This window comes from Acidimangrovimonas sediminis, from assembly GCF_002871005.1.
Classification (GTDB): domain Bacteria; phylum Pseudomonadota; class Alphaproteobacteria; order Rhodobacterales; family Rhodobacteraceae; genus Acidimangrovimonas; species Acidimangrovimonas sediminis.
Genome location: NZ_PHSN01000001.1, coordinates 56,741 through 70,688 on the forward strand (window position 1 = coordinate 56,741; position 13,948 = coordinate 70,688).

Annotated in this window: 10 protein-coding genes; all 10 read right to left on the bottom strand. The window is 68.9% G+C overall.

Features of this window, described 5'->3' with window-relative positions; genetic code table 11:
• Positions 1-208: 208 nt before the first annotated feature.
• Positions 209-1,180 (bottom strand): glycosyl transferase family protein, encoded by a 972-nt coding sequence (locus tag CVV76_RS00205; RefSeq protein ID WP_102222608.1) that lies wholly within the window; start codon positions 1,178-1,180, stop codon positions 209-211.
• Entirely contained in the window at positions 1,177-3,843 is a 2,667-nt protein-coding gene (locus CVV76_RS00210; RefSeq protein WP_102222609.1) for a nitrate reductase, read from the bottom strand. Before CVV76_RS00210 ends, CVV76_RS00205 begins: the two co-directional genes overlap by 4 nt.
• Positions 3,843-4,175, bottom strand: coding sequence for a nitrite reductase small subunit NirD (gene nirD, locus CVV76_RS00215; RefSeq protein WP_102222610.1), 333 nt, complete (start codon positions 4,173-4,175; stop codon positions 3,843-3,845). Before nirD ends, CVV76_RS00210 begins: the two co-directional genes overlap by 1 nt.
• The gene (nirB, locus tag CVV76_RS00220; protein WP_199178450.1) at positions 4,172-6,607 is read right to left on the bottom strand and encodes a nitrite reductase large subunit NirB; all 2,436 of its coding nucleotides are present in this window, start codon (positions 6,605-6,607) and stop codon (positions 4,172-4,174) included. The genes nirD and nirB overlap by 4 nt, the downstream gene beginning before the upstream one ends.
• Before the next feature lie 7 nt (positions 6,608-6,614).
• Positions 6,615-7,577, bottom strand: a complete 963-nt coding sequence (locus CVV76_RS00225) for a GAF domain-containing protein (protein ID WP_102222915.1) — start codon at positions 7,575-7,577, stop codon at positions 6,615-6,617.
• Entirely contained in the window at positions 7,577-9,262 is a 1,686-nt protein-coding gene (locus CVV76_RS00230) for an ABC transporter ATP-binding protein (protein ID WP_102222611.1), read from the bottom strand. The genes CVV76_RS00225 and CVV76_RS00230 overlap by 1 nt, the downstream gene beginning before the upstream one ends.
• A gap of 6 nt (positions 9,263-9,268) precedes the next feature.
• Positions 9,269-10,351 (bottom strand): ABC transporter permease, encoded by a 1,083-nt coding sequence (locus CVV76_RS00235; protein ID WP_102222612.1) that lies wholly within the window; start codon positions 10,349-10,351, stop codon positions 9,269-9,271.
• A gap of 157 nt (positions 10,352-10,508) precedes the next feature.
• Positions 10,509-11,834, bottom strand: coding sequence for a CmpA/NrtA family ABC transporter substrate-binding protein (locus tag CVV76_RS00240; RefSeq protein ID WP_408607869.1), 1,326 nt, complete (start codon positions 11,832-11,834; stop codon positions 10,509-10,511).
• Positions 11,835-12,152: 318 nt separating this feature from the next.
• Positions 12,153-13,331, bottom strand: coding sequence for a CmpA/NrtA family ABC transporter substrate-binding protein (locus CVV76_RS00245; RefSeq protein WP_102222614.1), 1,179 nt, complete (start codon positions 13,329-13,331; stop codon positions 12,153-12,155).
• Positions 13,328-13,912: an ANTAR domain-containing response regulator gene (locus CVV76_RS00250; RefSeq protein WP_102222615.1), complete on the bottom strand. Its 585-nt coding sequence runs from the start codon at positions 13,910-13,912 to the stop codon at positions 13,328-13,330. Before CVV76_RS00250 ends, CVV76_RS00245 begins: the two co-directional genes overlap by 4 nt.
• Between the last annotated feature and the right edge of the window lie 36 nt (positions 13,913-13,948).

Genomic DNA, 13,948 nt, shown 5'->3' on the forward strand with positions numbered 1-13,948 from the left:
CTGCCCATGCGGCGACCACAGGGGGCACGGTGCACCGGCGGCCTACGCTTGCCGGGGTGCGAAATGCCGGAAAGTGCCGCGGCGGATGCCGACGGTCGCGGTGCGGGCGCAGCACCAGGCGGCGCGGTGCTCTCCCCGTCCGGAGGACCCGTTCCGAAGGGTGACGCGGCGTGGGAGGGCCAGTCTGGCGGCTGCCGGGATCCTGTTGCTAGATTGACACCAGCGCGTCACGCTTATGCCACAACGCTTCCGCCACGGCGGCGGCGTCGGTCACGCCCAGCGTCTCGAGCGCAAGCGCCGCGGTGCCCAGCACGATGTCGCGGGCGAAGGGATCCTCGCCCTCTCCTGACCAGAGCCGGGTCAGTTCCTCGGGGTCGGGCGTCTCCGACGCGAGGCGCCGGGTCTCGTCGCAGAGCGCGGGCCGGCTTTCCTGCCACGGCGCGCCGCCGCGCAGGCCGTAAAGCGCGATCTCCTTGCCGGGGTGGCGCTCGAATTCGCCACCGCCGCCCTTGAGCACGGTCATTGCGGGTTGTCCGAGAAGGGCCGCGGCATCAGCCTGCAATTCGCGGTAGGGCGGGTGAAACACGCCCTGCACGCTGGCGCTGGCGCCCCCCGGGTTCAGCACTCGAAGCACAGTGTTGACCGGCGAGCGCAGGCCCAGCACCGCGCGCAGTTGCAAAAGCCGCAGGGCACCCGGCGCGAAGGCATCCAGCGGCAGGTAGGCGATCCCGTCGCGCACCAGCAGCCGGGCCGCCCCGGCAATATCGCCCGCCTCTGCGATGCCCAGCCGGGGCAGCGCGTCCCGGACCGAGGCCGCCGCACCCTGGTGAGAATTCCAGCCGTGGATCAGCACCGGATGCCCCGCCTGCGCCACCAGCCGGGCCGCCATCAGGAACCACGGCAGCCCGCGCGACCGCCCCGCGGCATAGCTGGGCCAATCGAGCGCCGGGCGCGGGCCCTGCCATTCGGGCAGCGTGTCCCGCATCGCCTCGACGAAGCCCGCGATCTCCTCCGGGCGCTCGCCGCGATAGCGCATCAGCATCAGAAGCGCCCCCACCGCCTCGGGCGCGGCTTCTCCCGCAAGGATCGCGCGCATCGCGTCGCGCGCCTCGTCCCGGGTCAGGTTGCGCGCGCGGCCGGGTCCCCGGCCCATGGCGTGGATATAGGGGGCAAGGCTCACTCGGCGGCCTCCTTTGCATGGGCTGCGGCCAGCAACGCGGCCAGCTCCGGCCGGCACGAGCCGCAATTCGTACCTGCCTGCAATGCTGCACCGATCGCCTCGACCGAGGCAAGCCCCTGGTCCTGGATCGCGGCGAGGATCGTGTTCACGCCGACGTCGAAACAGGCGCAGATCGTGGCGCCCGGATCGGGGCGGTCGGCGCCGGGGCGGCCCGAGAGTACGGTGGCGCCCGGCCCGGTTCCCGCCTCCGCGCCGATCAGCCCGGAGACATGGGCGCGGGCCACCGCCACCGGATCGGGGGCGGCGAAGAGTGCGGCCGCGACGCGGCCCTCCACGATGAGCGCGACGCGCGCAAGGCCGCGGCCCGGGTCCTCGACCGTCACCGCCTGCGCGCCCGGCAGGCCGAAGAGGTCGCGGGCGAAGGCTTCCCAATCCGCGGGCAGGGCGGTGTCGGCCAGCTCGGTCCGCCAGCCGCCGCGGCTGCGGGCGCGGGCCCAGTAGGCGGTCGCGGGGGCGGCGGCGTCGCACGACACCGCGAACCCGTACCAGCGCGCCGCGAAGGGGGTCGCGCGGACCACGGACGCCTTGCTTTCCGGCTGCCCCGAGACCGGGTCGGTCACCGCCGCCACCAGCGCGTCGACCCGGCCGGCCGAGGCGGTCTCGGTTGTCCAGTGCATCGGCGCGAAGACACTGCCCCTCGGCGTCCGGTCGGTGACGATCACGCGCAGAAGGGCGCGGCCTTCGGGGCTGGTCACCTCGGCGATCGCGGCGGGTGTCAGGCCCAGCCGGGCGGCATCCTCAGGGTGTACCTCAAGGTAGGGTTCGGCCATGTGCTGGCTCAGCCGCGGCGATTTCGCGGTGCGGGTCATGGTGTGCCAGTGGTCACGCACCCGTCCGGTGTTCAACCGCAGCGGAAAGGCGGCCGAGGGCCGCGCGACCGGCGGTCGGGGCCGGATCGCCAGCATCCGCGCGCGCCGGTCGTCGGTGTAGAACCCGCCTGTGCCGAAGAAGCGCCCGCCCTGTGTCGCGGTGTTCCGGGTGGCGCTGCGCGGCCAGGTGAAGGGGGCGAGGGCGTCGTATTCGGCCCGCCCGATCCCGGCCAGCGCCGAAATGTCGAAGTCGCGCCCAAGCCGGCCGGCCACCCCCGAGAGCGCCGCGTATTCGGCGAAGATCCGGTCCGGCCCATCATGGCTGAACGCCGCCTCCCAGCCCATCCGCCGGCCGACCTCGCAGATCGCCCACCAGTCGGGGCGCGCCAGGCCCGGGGCGGCCAGGAACGGCCGCTGACGCGAGATGCAGCGTTCGGAATTGGTGACGGTGCCGTCCTTCTCGCCCCATCCGGTGGCGGGCAATAGGACGTCGGCCAGCCGCGCGGTGTCGGTCGCGCCGGTCACGTCCGAGACCACGACGAAATCGCACCCTTCGATTGCCGCACGGACGCGGTCGGCGTCGGGCATCGTGACGGCGGGGTTGGTGTGGATGATCCAGAGCGCACGGATGCGGCCGTCGCCGACGGCGCGGAACATGTCGACGGCCTTGAGCCCCGGTGCCTGCGCCATCGCGGGGCTCTGCCAGAAGTCCTGCACCGCAGCGCGGTGATCGGCGTTCTCGAAGTCGAGATGGCAGGCCAGCATGTTGGCCAGCCCCCCCACCTCGCGCCCGCCCATGGCGTTGGGCTGGCCGGTGACCGAGAAGGGCCCCATTCCGGGCCGTCCGATCCGGCCGGTCGCAAGGTGGCAGTTCAGGATCGCGTTCACCTTGTCGGCGCCCGAGGAGGACTGGTTCACCCCCTGGCTGTAGACCGTCACGACCTTCTCGGTGCCGATCCACATCGCGAAGAAGCGTTCCAGCTCCTGCGTGGGCAGCCCGGTGGCAGCAAGGTCGGTGCTGCGCGCAGCCTCGAGCGCAGCCTCGGCCCCGGTCACGTGGGCGCCGGTGTAGGCCGGATCGACCGCGCCCCGCGCGGAGATCCCGGCGAGCAGGCCGTTGAACAGCACGGCATCCGCCCCCGGTGCGATGGCGAGGTGCAGGTCGGCAAGGTCCGAGGTCGCGGTGCGGCGCGGGTCGATGGTGACGATGCGCATGGCGGGCCGCGCCTTCCGCGCCGCCGCCAGCCGCTGGTAGAGGACCGGGTGGCACCATGCGAGGTTCGATCCCACCAGCACCACGAGGTCGGCCTCTTCGAGATCCTCGTACCGGCCCGGCACGGTATCGGTGCCGAAGGCGCGGCGGTGGCCGGCCACCGACGAGGCCATGCACAGGCGCGAATTGGTGTCGATGTTCGCGGTGCCGATGTAGCCCTTGGCCAGCTTGTTGGCGACGTAGTAATCCTCGGTCAGCATCTGGCCGGAGAGGTAGAATGCCACGCTGTCCGGGCCGTGCTTGGCGATGGCGTCGCGAAACCGCCGCGCCACGAGGTCGAGGGCCTCGTTCCAGCCGGCCTCCCGCGTGCCGATCCGGGGCGACAGAAGGCGCCCCTCAAGACCCGTCGTCTCGGCCAGTGCCGAGCCCTTGGAACATAGCCGTCCGGCGTTGGCGGGGTGCGCCTTGTCGCCCGCGATGGTGATCTCGCCCGACGCGTCGCGCCGGGCGACGACGCCGCAGCCGACCCCGCAATAGGGGCAGGTGGTGCAGACCGTGTGGCCGGCGCGCGCGCCGTCCATCAGGCCGCCCCCCGCCGTGCAAGGCGTTCGGGATCGAGAAGGATCCGCCCCTCCTCGATCCGCGCGGAATAGGTCGCGACCTCGCCCCGGTCGGCCCCCTGAACCTTGCCGGTTTCCAGGTCGTAGACCCAGTTGTGCAGCGGGCAGGTGACGCGGGTGCCATGCACCAGCCCCTCGGACAATTGCCCGCCCTTGTGGGCGCAGCGGTCGTCGAGGGCGAAGACCTCGTCCGCCTCGGTGCGGAACACCGCGACGCAGCCTTCTGCCGTCCTGACCACGCGGGCCCCGCGGCGGGGGATGTCGTCCAATGCGCCTATATCGATCCAGTTCATTCCGCGGCCTCCTGGCTGAGGTCTGCAAGCGGGGCCCAGGCCCGGCGCGTCGCCGCGTCGGTGCGTTCGGCCCAAGGGTCCTTCTGATAGACGGTCTGCGACAGGTCGAACCGCGCGACCAGATCGGCCCGCGCGGTGGGGTCCACCAGCACTTCCTTGACCCAGTCGAGGCCCACCTTGGCGACCCACTTGTAGGGCCGGTCGAGGTACCTGGCGTTCTCGCGATAAAGCTGGACGAAGGCCACGGTCCATTCGATCGCCTCTTCCTCGGTCGCGACATCGACCAGACGCTCCGTCTCCTTCACGTCCATGCCGGCCGCGCCGGCGACACCGACCTGATAACCGCTGTCGACGCAGATCACGCCCACGTCCTTGCAGGTCGCCTCGGCGCAGTTGCGCGGGCACCCCGAAACGCCGAGCTTCACCTTGTGCGGCGTCCACGCGCCCCACAGCCGTTTCTCCAGCTTGATGCCCAGACCGGTGGAATCCTGCGTGCCGAAGCGGCACCAGTCCGAGCCCACGCAGGTCTTCACCGTGCGCAGACCCTTGGTATAGGCTTGGCCCGACACCATGCCCGCGTCGTTCAGATCGGCCCAGATCTCGGGCAGGTCCTCCTTGCGGATACCCAGCAGGTCGATCCGCTGGCCGCCCGTCACCTTCACCGCCGCGCCGAATTTCTTCGCGGCCTCGGCGATGGCGATCAGCTCCTCCGGCGTGGTCATGCCGCCCCACATGCGGGGCATCACGCTGAAGGTGCCGTCCTTCTGGATGTTGGCGTGGTTGCGCTCGTTCACCAACCGGGACTGCGGGTCGTCGCGGTAGTCCAGCGGCCAGTCGGCCAGCAGGTAGTAGTTCAGCGCCGGGCGGCAGACGTGGCAGCCGCACGAGGTTCTCCACCCCAACTCCTGCATCACGGCGGGCATCGACTTCAGCTCCTGCGACTTGATCAGGCGACGCACGTCCTCGTGCGTCAGATCGGTGCAGGCGCAGACCGGCTTGACCGTGTCGCGGACGAAACCGTCGCCCAGCGTCACCGCCAGCAGCTGTTCCACGAGGCCCGAGCAGCTTCCGCACGAGGCCGAGGCCTTGGTCGTGGCCTTGATCGCGTCGAGGGTGCTGGCTCCCCCGCCGATCGCCGTCACGATGTCCTTCTTGCACACGCCGTTGCAGCCGCAGATCTCCGCGTCATCCGGTAAGGCTGCAACGGCCGCCATAGGGTCCGCGGGGGCGCCTCCCTGAAAGCTGGGGCCGAAGATCAGCGTCTCGCGCATGTCCGAGACGTCGGTGCCGTCCTTCATCAGCCCGTAGAACCAGTTGCCGTCGGCGGTGTCGCCATACATCACCGCGCCGATGATGCGGTCGTCCCTGAGCACGAGGCGCTTGTAGATGCCGCGGCCCGGGTCGCGGAAGACGATGTCCTCGCGGCCCTCGCCCTCGGCGAAGTCGCCGGCCGAGAAGAGATCGCAGCCCGTCACCTTGAGCTTGGTGGACACCTCGCGCGGCCGGAACGCGGCCGGCGCGCCCGCAAGCGTCGCCGCCGCCACCTTGGCCTGATCGTAGAGCGGGGCGACGAGGCCGAAGAGCTGGCCGTCGAACTCCACGCATTCGCCAAGGCCCAGGATGTCGGGATCCGAGGTGCGCATCTGCGCGTCGACGACGATGCCGCGGCCGGTCTCGACCCCCGCCACCTTGCCGAGGGCCGAGGCCGGGCGGATGCCCACCGCCATCACCAGGATGTCGCAGGGTAGTTCGGTGCCGTCGTCCAGCATCAGCGCGCGGACCTTTCCGTCCCGGCCCAGGATCTCCTTCGAATTCGCCGAACAGATCACGTCGATTCCGCGATCCCCCAGCGCGCGGCGCAGAAGGTAGCCCGCGGCCTCGTCCAGCTGGCGTTCCATCAGATGGCCCATCAGGTGGACCACCGTCACCTCCATCCCGCGCAGGCGTAGGCCCGCGGCGGCCTCAAGTCCCAGAAGCCCGCCGCCGATCACCACGGCGCGGCGACCGGGGCCCGCGGCCTCGATCATGCGGTTGGTGTCCTCGAGGTCGCGGTAGGCGACCACGCCGTCGAGGTCATGACCCGGTAGCGGCACGATGAAGGGGGTGGAACCGGTGGCGATGACCAGCTTGTCATAGGGCACGTCGCCGTTCTCGCCGCGCACCACCCTGGCGTCGCGGTCGATGCCGGTGACCCGCTCGCCAAAGCGGCAGTGCACGCCGTGGCTTTCGTACCAGGCCTCGTCATGGGTGACGATCTCGGCATAGCTCTTCTCGCCCGAGAGCACGGGCGAGAGCATGATGCGGTTGTAGTTTCCGCGCGGTTCCGCGTTGAACAGGGTGACCTCGTAGCTGTCCGGCACGGTCTCGAACAGGTGTTCGAGCATCCGACCCGAGGCCATCCCGGCCCCGATCACGACCAGTTTCTGCATCATACCCTCCTTACACGTACCAGGCGACGACATGGGCAACCTCGCCGCCGCGGTGGATCGGAAGGGCCACCATCGAGGCGTAGCCCGCCGCGACGGACGCCGCGCCCGACAGCACCTGCGGCAGGCCCGACCCCAGCGCCTGGCCCACCGGCCCTTCCCAGACCGCGGCGCGGCGCGGGGTATCCTCGTTCCACAGCGGGCCTTCGCGTTCGCAGATGCCGTCGATCAGCACCGCGCCGCCGCCCTTGCAACCGCCGCCCTTGCCGCCACGGGCCTTGCCGACCCGCGCCTCGCGCGCGTCCCAGATCTCGAACCGCCGCGCGATGGGCGTGCCGCGCGCCGACAGCAGCGTGGCGACATAGGTCTCGCCCCCCGGCACCGGGACCGGCAGGCCAAGGCCGGTGGTAAGTCCCGCGCGCCCCGCGCTTTCGGCCCGGATGAAGCGGTAGCCCGACCCGAGATCGCGCATCAGGATCGGGGTCTGCGCCGCCCACACGCCCCCCGGCAGCCCTTGGCCGCGTGGGAAGTGGGTGTGCTGGCTGACCCATTCGAAATGCTTCGCCGCGCCGTAATAGCCGTCTTCAAGCAGCAGCAGGCCGTCGCGTTCCTTCCACACCTCGATCGCGCCGGTCGTGGTGTCGTCGTCGCCGCACAGCACCACGAGGACCGCGGTCAGCTCATCCCCGTCGAACACCGGCAGCGCCACGGCAGAGGTCAGGCCCGCCTCGCGCGCCGCCTCGATGCGCTTGAAATACGACCCGTCGAAGCCCTTGAGGACCACGGGCCGGGCCTCGGCCCAGGCCTTGCCGGGCAGCCCCTCGCCGGGGCCGAAGCTCTCAACGACCGAGGCGACCTCGAAGGCCGAGCGCCCGCCGTAGTCGCCCGTGGCATGGATCAGGCGCCCGTCCTTCGGCACCCAGACCTCGGTGACGCCGACGAAGGCGCGTTGCGTGGTTTCAATGACGTCGCCCATCATGCGGCCTCCGATCTGGCTTTGGGTTTGTCGGACTTCGCGGGCTTGTGGCCCTGTTCGTATTCCTCGAGGAAGGTCAGCACCTGCTCGCGGTAGAGGTAGTAATCGGGGTGCTCCAGCAGCGCCTTGCGCGACCGCGGGCGGGGCAGGTCGACCTCCATCACCTTGCCGATCGTGGCGTTCGGGCCGTTGGTCATCATCACCACGCGGTCGGCCAGCAGGATCGCCTCGTCCACGTCATGGGTGACGCAGACCGCGGTGACCTTGGTGCGCGACCACACCTCCATCAGCACTTCCTGCAACTCCCAGCGGGTCAGGCTGTCGAGCATGCCGAAGGGCTCATCCAGCAGCAGGAGCTTGGGCGACAGCGCGAAGGCCCGCGCGATGCCCACCCGCTGCTGCATGCCGTTCGACAGCTCCGACGCCTGCCGGTCCATCGCGTCGCCCAGGCCCACGCGCTCGAGATAGTATTCCACCACCTCCTGACGCTCGGCCCGGCTGGCCTTGGGATAGACCCGGTCGACACCGACCGAGACGTTCTCCTTCGCCGTCAGCCACGGAAAGAGCGAGGGCGACTGAAACACCACCGCGCGCTCCGGGTCCGCCCCCTCGACCGCGTAACCGTCAAGCTTGATCACGCCCTTGGAGATGGAGTTCAGCCCGGCGGTCATGGTCAGCACGGTCGACTTGCCGCAGCCCGAGTGCCCGATGAGCGAGATGAACTCGCCCTTGTTGACCTTCAGGTCGAAGCCCTCGACCACGGTCAGCGGCCCCTTGGGCGTGGGGTAGATCTTGTGCAGCTGCGAATAGTCCAGATAGCGGCTTTCGATCGGGCTCTGCGTCGCATCCGCCACCGCGCGGGGCAGGGCATGGATCGGCTGGATGTTCGGCAGGTGGTGGGTTTCCTCCACCTTCGCCGCGACGCCCACATCCATCAGGTAGCGCGTCACCTTCGCGCGCAGTGCCTTGAACGCCTCGTCATGGTTCATCGCCGATCGGTCGCGCGGGCGGGGCAGCGTCACCTTGAACTGGTCGCCCAGCGTCCCGTCGGGGTTCAGCGCGACGATGCGGTCGGCGACAAGGATCGCCTCGTCCACGTCATTGGTGATCAGCACCACGGTGCGCCGGTCGCCTTCCCAGATCCGCACGATCTCGTCTTGCAGGTTGGCGCGGGTCAGCGCGTCCAGCGCGCTCAGCGGCTCGTCCAGCAGCAGCACCTCGGGCTCCATCGCCAGCGCGCGGGCAATGCCCACCCGCTGCCGCATCCCGCCCGAAAGCTCGGCCGGGCGGCGGCCGGTGGCGTGCGACAGGCCCACCATGTCGATGTATTTCTGCGCGAGCTTCGCGCGCTCAGCCTTCGGCTTGCCCTTGTGCACGGCATCGACGGCAAGGCCCACGTTGCCCTGCACGGTCAGCCACGGCATCAGCGAATAGGACTGGAACACCAGCCCGCGCTCCGGCCCCGGCCCCTCGATCGGCGCGCCCTTGAAGGATGCCTTGCCGGTGTCGGGCAGATGCAGCCCGGCGAGCAGGTTGATCAGCGTCGACTTGCCGGTGCCCGAGAAGCCGAGGATCGCCAGGAACTCGCCTTCCTCGACGGCGAGAGAGATGTCTTTCAGAACCTCTTCGCGGCTTTCGCCTTCGCCGAAGCCCTTGGATGCGTTGGTCAGTTCAAGAATGGCCATGGCGCGTCACCGGTTCGCGGAGAAGGTGAAGAGCGACTGGATCGTGAACATGATCCGGTCGAGGATGAAGCCGATGATCCCGATGGTGATCACCGCCACCATGATCTTGGCCAGCGACTGCGAAGATCCGTTCTGGAACTCGTCCCAGACGAATTTGCCAAGGCCTGGGTTCTGCGCCAGCATCTCGGCCGCGATCAGCACCATCCAGCCCACGCCGAGGCTGAGCCGCAGGCCGGTGAAGATCAGCGGCAGGGCCGAGGGCAGCACCAGCTTGGTGATCTTGGTCCAGGTGCCCATCTTCAAGACCTTCGAGACGTTGACCAGATCCTTGTCGATCGAGGCCACGCCAAGCGCGGTGTTGATGATCGTGGGCCAGATCGAACACAGCGTCACAGTGATCGCCGAGACGAGGAACGACTTGGAGAACATCCCGTCGTTGGTGGCATAGACGGCCGAGACGACCATGGTGACGATCGGCAGCCATGCCAGCGGCGAGACCGGCTTGAAGATCTGGATCAGCGGGTTCATCGCGGCGTTCGCGGTCTTCGACAGGCCCGCCACGATGCCCAGCGGGATCGCCACGATGGAGCCGACGAGGAAGCCGAAGAACACGGTTTTGATCGAGGTCCAGATCTGGTCGTAGTAGGTCGGCGCGCCGGTGTAGGGCAGGTGTTTCACCCAATCAGGGTGGCCCTGCGCGATCAGCTTTTGGTTGCGCTTTTCCTGCCGGGCGTAGAACGCCTTGGCGTCCTGCGCCTGGGCCGCGGCGTCGGCATTCAGGGCCACCGCCTGATGCCAGACGGCCGCCGGACCGGGCACGGTGCCGAGCGACGTCTTGACCGTCGGCGCGAGCGCAGCCCAGGCCGCGATGAACAGGGCGATGGCCAGAAGCGGCACGCCCAGCTGGCGCCAGATCTCGCCCATCTGGGCCTTGGGGTCGTCGCCGGCCGCGGCGCGTAGAACGGGCGTCGCCCAGCCGAGGCCGAGGACACGCAGGAAGCCGTCGGCCTTGTTGATGCGGGTGAACATTCGTTCGCGGCGCGCGGCGCGGGCGCTGGACTTGAGGGTGTCGGGGTCGACGACGGTCATGGCTGTCTCCGATCTCTGGTGGACGGCGGGCGCCCGCGGCCAGACGCGCTTCGGTCTCGGTCTGCCGATACGGAAGGCTCTGGTCGGTTTCGAAACTGGCTTGGTCGGGGCGGGGAAGGGGGCGGGCGGCGCATTCCGCCCGGGCCCCCGGATCGCGTCAGTTGTTCGCGATCTGGCCGTTGGCGACGGTCTGCTTGTCCTTCAGCCCGATCTTGAAGCTGTCGATGTAGGCGTTCGGCATGTGCCCGTCGTAGGACTTGTGGTCGATGAAGTCCGCGGTCGCCGGGCGGAACCCGTCGCTCTTCCACGGAAAGTCACTTTCCTTGGCCTCGCCGTCCTCGATCAGGCTTTTCGCTGCCTCGAGGTAGATCTCGGGCTTGTAGACCGACTTGGCGGTATCGACGTACCAGCTGTCGGGATGACCCTCGGCGATCTGGCCCCAGCGGCGCATCTGGGTCAGGTACCAGATCGCATCCGAATAGAACGGGTAGGTCGCGTCATGCCGGAAGAAGACGTTGAAGTCGGGCATCGCGCGCTTGTCGCCCTTCTCGTATTCGAAGGTGCCGGTCATCGAGTTGGCGATCACCTTGGCGTCTGCGCCGACATATTGCGGTTCGGACAGGATCTTGACCGCCTCGGCACGGTTCTTGCCGTTGTCCGCGTCCAGCCAGATCGCGGCGCGGATCAGCGCCTTGGTCAGGGCGATCGTGGTGTTGGGGTACTTCTTGGCGAAGGCGGCGGTAACGCCGAACACCTTCTCGGGGTTGTTCTTCCAGATCTCGTAGGAGGTCACGACCGGCACGCCGATGCCCTTGGCGACGGCGGCTTCGTTCCAGGGCTCCCCCACGCAATAGCCGTAGATCGTGCCGGCCTCGAGCGTGGCGGGCATCTGCGGCGGCGGGGTCACCGACAGCAGGACCTGCGCGTCGATCGTGCCGCTGGAATCGCTGGGCGAATAGAACCCCGGGTCTATGCCCGCGGCGGCCAGCCAGTAGCGCAACTGATAGTTGTGCGACGAGACCGGGAAGACCATGCCCATGTTGAACGGCTTGCCCTCGGCGCGGTACTTGGCCACCACCGGTTTCAGCGCCTCGGCCGAGATCGGGTGTTCGGGCTTGCCGTCCGCGCCCATCTTGATGTTGGGCAGCATCTGCTTCCAGATCGTGTTCGACACGGTGATCGCGTTGCCGTTCAGATCCATCGAGAACGGCGTGACGATATGCGCCTTGGTGCCGTAGCCGATGGTCGCGGCCAGCGGTTGGCCGGCCAGCATATGGGCGCCGTCCAGTTCTCCCGAGATCACGCGGTCGAGCAGCACCTTCCAGTTGGCCTGCGCCTCAAGCGTGACGGAAAGTCCTTCATCTTCAAAGAAGTGCTTCTCTTTCGCGATGGCGAGGGGTGCCATGTCGGTCAGCTTGATGAAGCCGAGCTTCAGCTCCGGCTTCTCGACGTTCAGCATGTCGGCGAAGGCGGGGACGGCCATCAGGGTGCCTGCCACAATCGTGGCCATCGTCGTTCTGGCGAGGGTCAGTTTCATTGTGTCCGAGTCCTGTCCGGGGCCCCGTGGCGGGGGCCGAAAATGCAAAAAGCCGCCAGACCATCACTGACCGAGTGTCAGTAAGGTCGAGCGGCTGTGCTCAGCTACCCACAACTGTGAGGGTGAAATCGGGAACCGGACGCCATTGCCCTGTTCTCCCGCTATGGGTGCATAGCCCCCCGCGATCTGTCAACGTTCTCTTGCCGTGCGGGCCGCTGGAACGGGATCGGGCGGCGTCCGGGGAGTGGACTGCCCAAGATTGCGTCAGTTCGGATGCTTCGGGTCGAAAACGTAACCATCGAAGAAACGGTCGGGCAGCAGAATCAGCTTTCCCGATTCCGAGGCGGCGGGGGTCGGCGTGTCGATCCCGCCCTCGACCTTTTCGGCCGCGCCGGGCAGTTCGGCGCCGGTGTCGCGCAGGTTCTCGCGGTAGAGGTCGGTGCGGAACACGCGCCGTCCCGCGGCCATCGCCGCCGCCCGGTCGAGGCCAAGACGGGCCGCCAGCGCATGGCCGATCAGTGCCCCCTGCGAGCGCCAGGGATAGGCCGCGGCGCCCTCGTGGAACTCGATGTAACGCGGCACCTGGCGGATCTCACCGCGCGACGAGATCACCAGTCGGCCGGAGAGCGAGCGTTCGATCATCTCGGCCGGGATGTCGAGGTAGTCGCTGCGCGAGAGGATCTCGGACACCGTGTCGTGGTTCGCCCGCTGCGCGGTCCAGCGCGCGGCGCGCCACACCGCGCGCATCAGGCGGCGGGTCAGGTCCGGCTCCGCCTTGGCCCAGTCGTGGCGCACGGCCAGCACCTTCTCGGGCGCGAAGGCCCGGATCGCGGTGCCCGGCAGCAGAAGTTCACCCACCCCCGTCTCCACCGCGATCGACCCCCAGGGCGCGCCCACGCAGAAGGCGTCGATCTCGCCCGCGGCCATCGCCTGTTCCATCATCGGCGGCGGCACGGTGACGACATCGAGGCCCTGCGGCACCGGAAGACCAAGCGCGCCCAGCCAGTGGTAGAGCAGTTCGGCATGCATCGAGAACGGGAACGGCACACCGATGCGCGGCCGGTCCCCGGCGACGGCGATCAGCGCGCGCCCGGCATCCGTCGCATCGGCGAAATCGAAGCCATGACCGGCGGCGCGCATCTTGTCGGCCAGCGCCCGCGAGACGCAGATCGCATCGCCATTGACCGACATGACCTGCAGCACGTCGATCCGCGCAGGCGCTCCGCCAAGGCCCATCTCCATCGCCACCGGTACCACCGACAGCATGTGCGCCGCCTCGATCTGCCCGTAGGCCAGCATGTCGCGCAGCGTCGCCCAGCTCGGCGCCTTCGCGAGGTCGAGCGCGAGGCCCTCTTCCTCGGCAAAGCCCACCTCGCGGGCCACGATCAGCGGCGCCGCGTCGACCAGGGGAATGAACCCGGCCCGGAGCGTATCGGCGCTCATGCAAGCAGCCCCGCGGCGGTGACCAGCGCCTCCGCGACATCGGACACCTTGCGGCCCTGATCCATCGCGGCCTTGCGCAGAAGGGCGTAGGCGGCATCCTCGTCGATGCCGCGGGCCTTCATCAGAAGGCCCTTCGCGCGGTCGATCACCTTGCGTTCCTCAAGCGCGCGCTTGGTGGTCTCAAGTTCCACCCGCATGCGCTGGAACAGGTGGAAGCGGGCGATCGCGGCGTCGAGGATCGGCTTGATCCGGTCGTGGCGCAGTCCGTCGACGACATAGGCAGACACCCCCGCCTCGATCGCCGCCTTGGTCAGCCCGTCGTCCGAGCGGTCGACGAACATCGCGACCGGCCGCTCCAGCGGCCCCGAGGCCAGCGCCAGCTCCTCCAGCATGTCGCGCGAGGGGCTGGTGATGTCGACCAACACCACGTCCGGGTTGTGGCGCGAAATATGACGCGCGAGGCCGGTGACCTCGCCGATCACGGAGATGTCGAAATCGCCCGCGCCGCGCAGGCTGTCGACGATCAGCAGCGCCCGGTCACGATCGGTTTCGACGACGACGATGGACAGACGGCTGGGCATGGCTCGCTTTGCGCAAAAACTGGCTTCCCGACCCTA

Coding starts and splice junctions, on each gene's coding strand:
- CVV76_RS00240 (WP_408607869.1), bottom strand. CDS start 11,834: ATGGCCGTCCCCGCCTTCGCCGACATGCTGAACGTCGAGAAGCCGGAG.
- nirD (WP_102222610.1), bottom strand. CDS start 4,175: ATGAACTGGATCGATATAGGCGCATTGGACGACATCCCCCGCCGCGGG.
- CVV76_RS00235 (WP_102222612.1), bottom strand. CDS start 10,351: ATGACCGTCGTCGACCCCGACACCCTCAAGTCCAGCGCCCGCGCCGCG.
- CVV76_RS00250 (WP_102222615.1), bottom strand. CDS start 13,912: ATGCCCAGCCGTCTGTCCATCGTCGTCGTCGAAACCGATCGTGACCGG.
- CVV76_RS00225 (WP_102222915.1), bottom strand. CDS start 7,577: ATGGGCGACGTCATTGAAACCACGCAACGCGCCTTCGTCGGCGTCACC.
- CVV76_RS00210 (WP_102222609.1), bottom strand. CDS start 3,843: ATGGACGGCGCGCGCGCCGGCCACACGGTCTGCACCACCTGCCCCTAT.
- CVV76_RS00245 (WP_102222614.1), bottom strand. CDS start 13,331: ATGAGCGCCGATACGCTCCGGGCCGGGTTCATTCCCCTGGTCGACGCG.
- nirB (WP_199178450.1), bottom strand. CDS start 6,607: ATGATGCAGAAACTGGTCGTGATCGGGGCCGGGATGGCCTCGGGTCGG.
- CVV76_RS00230 (WP_102222611.1), bottom strand. CDS start 9,262: ATGGCCATTCTTGAACTGACCAACGCATCCAAGGGCTTCGGCGAAGGC.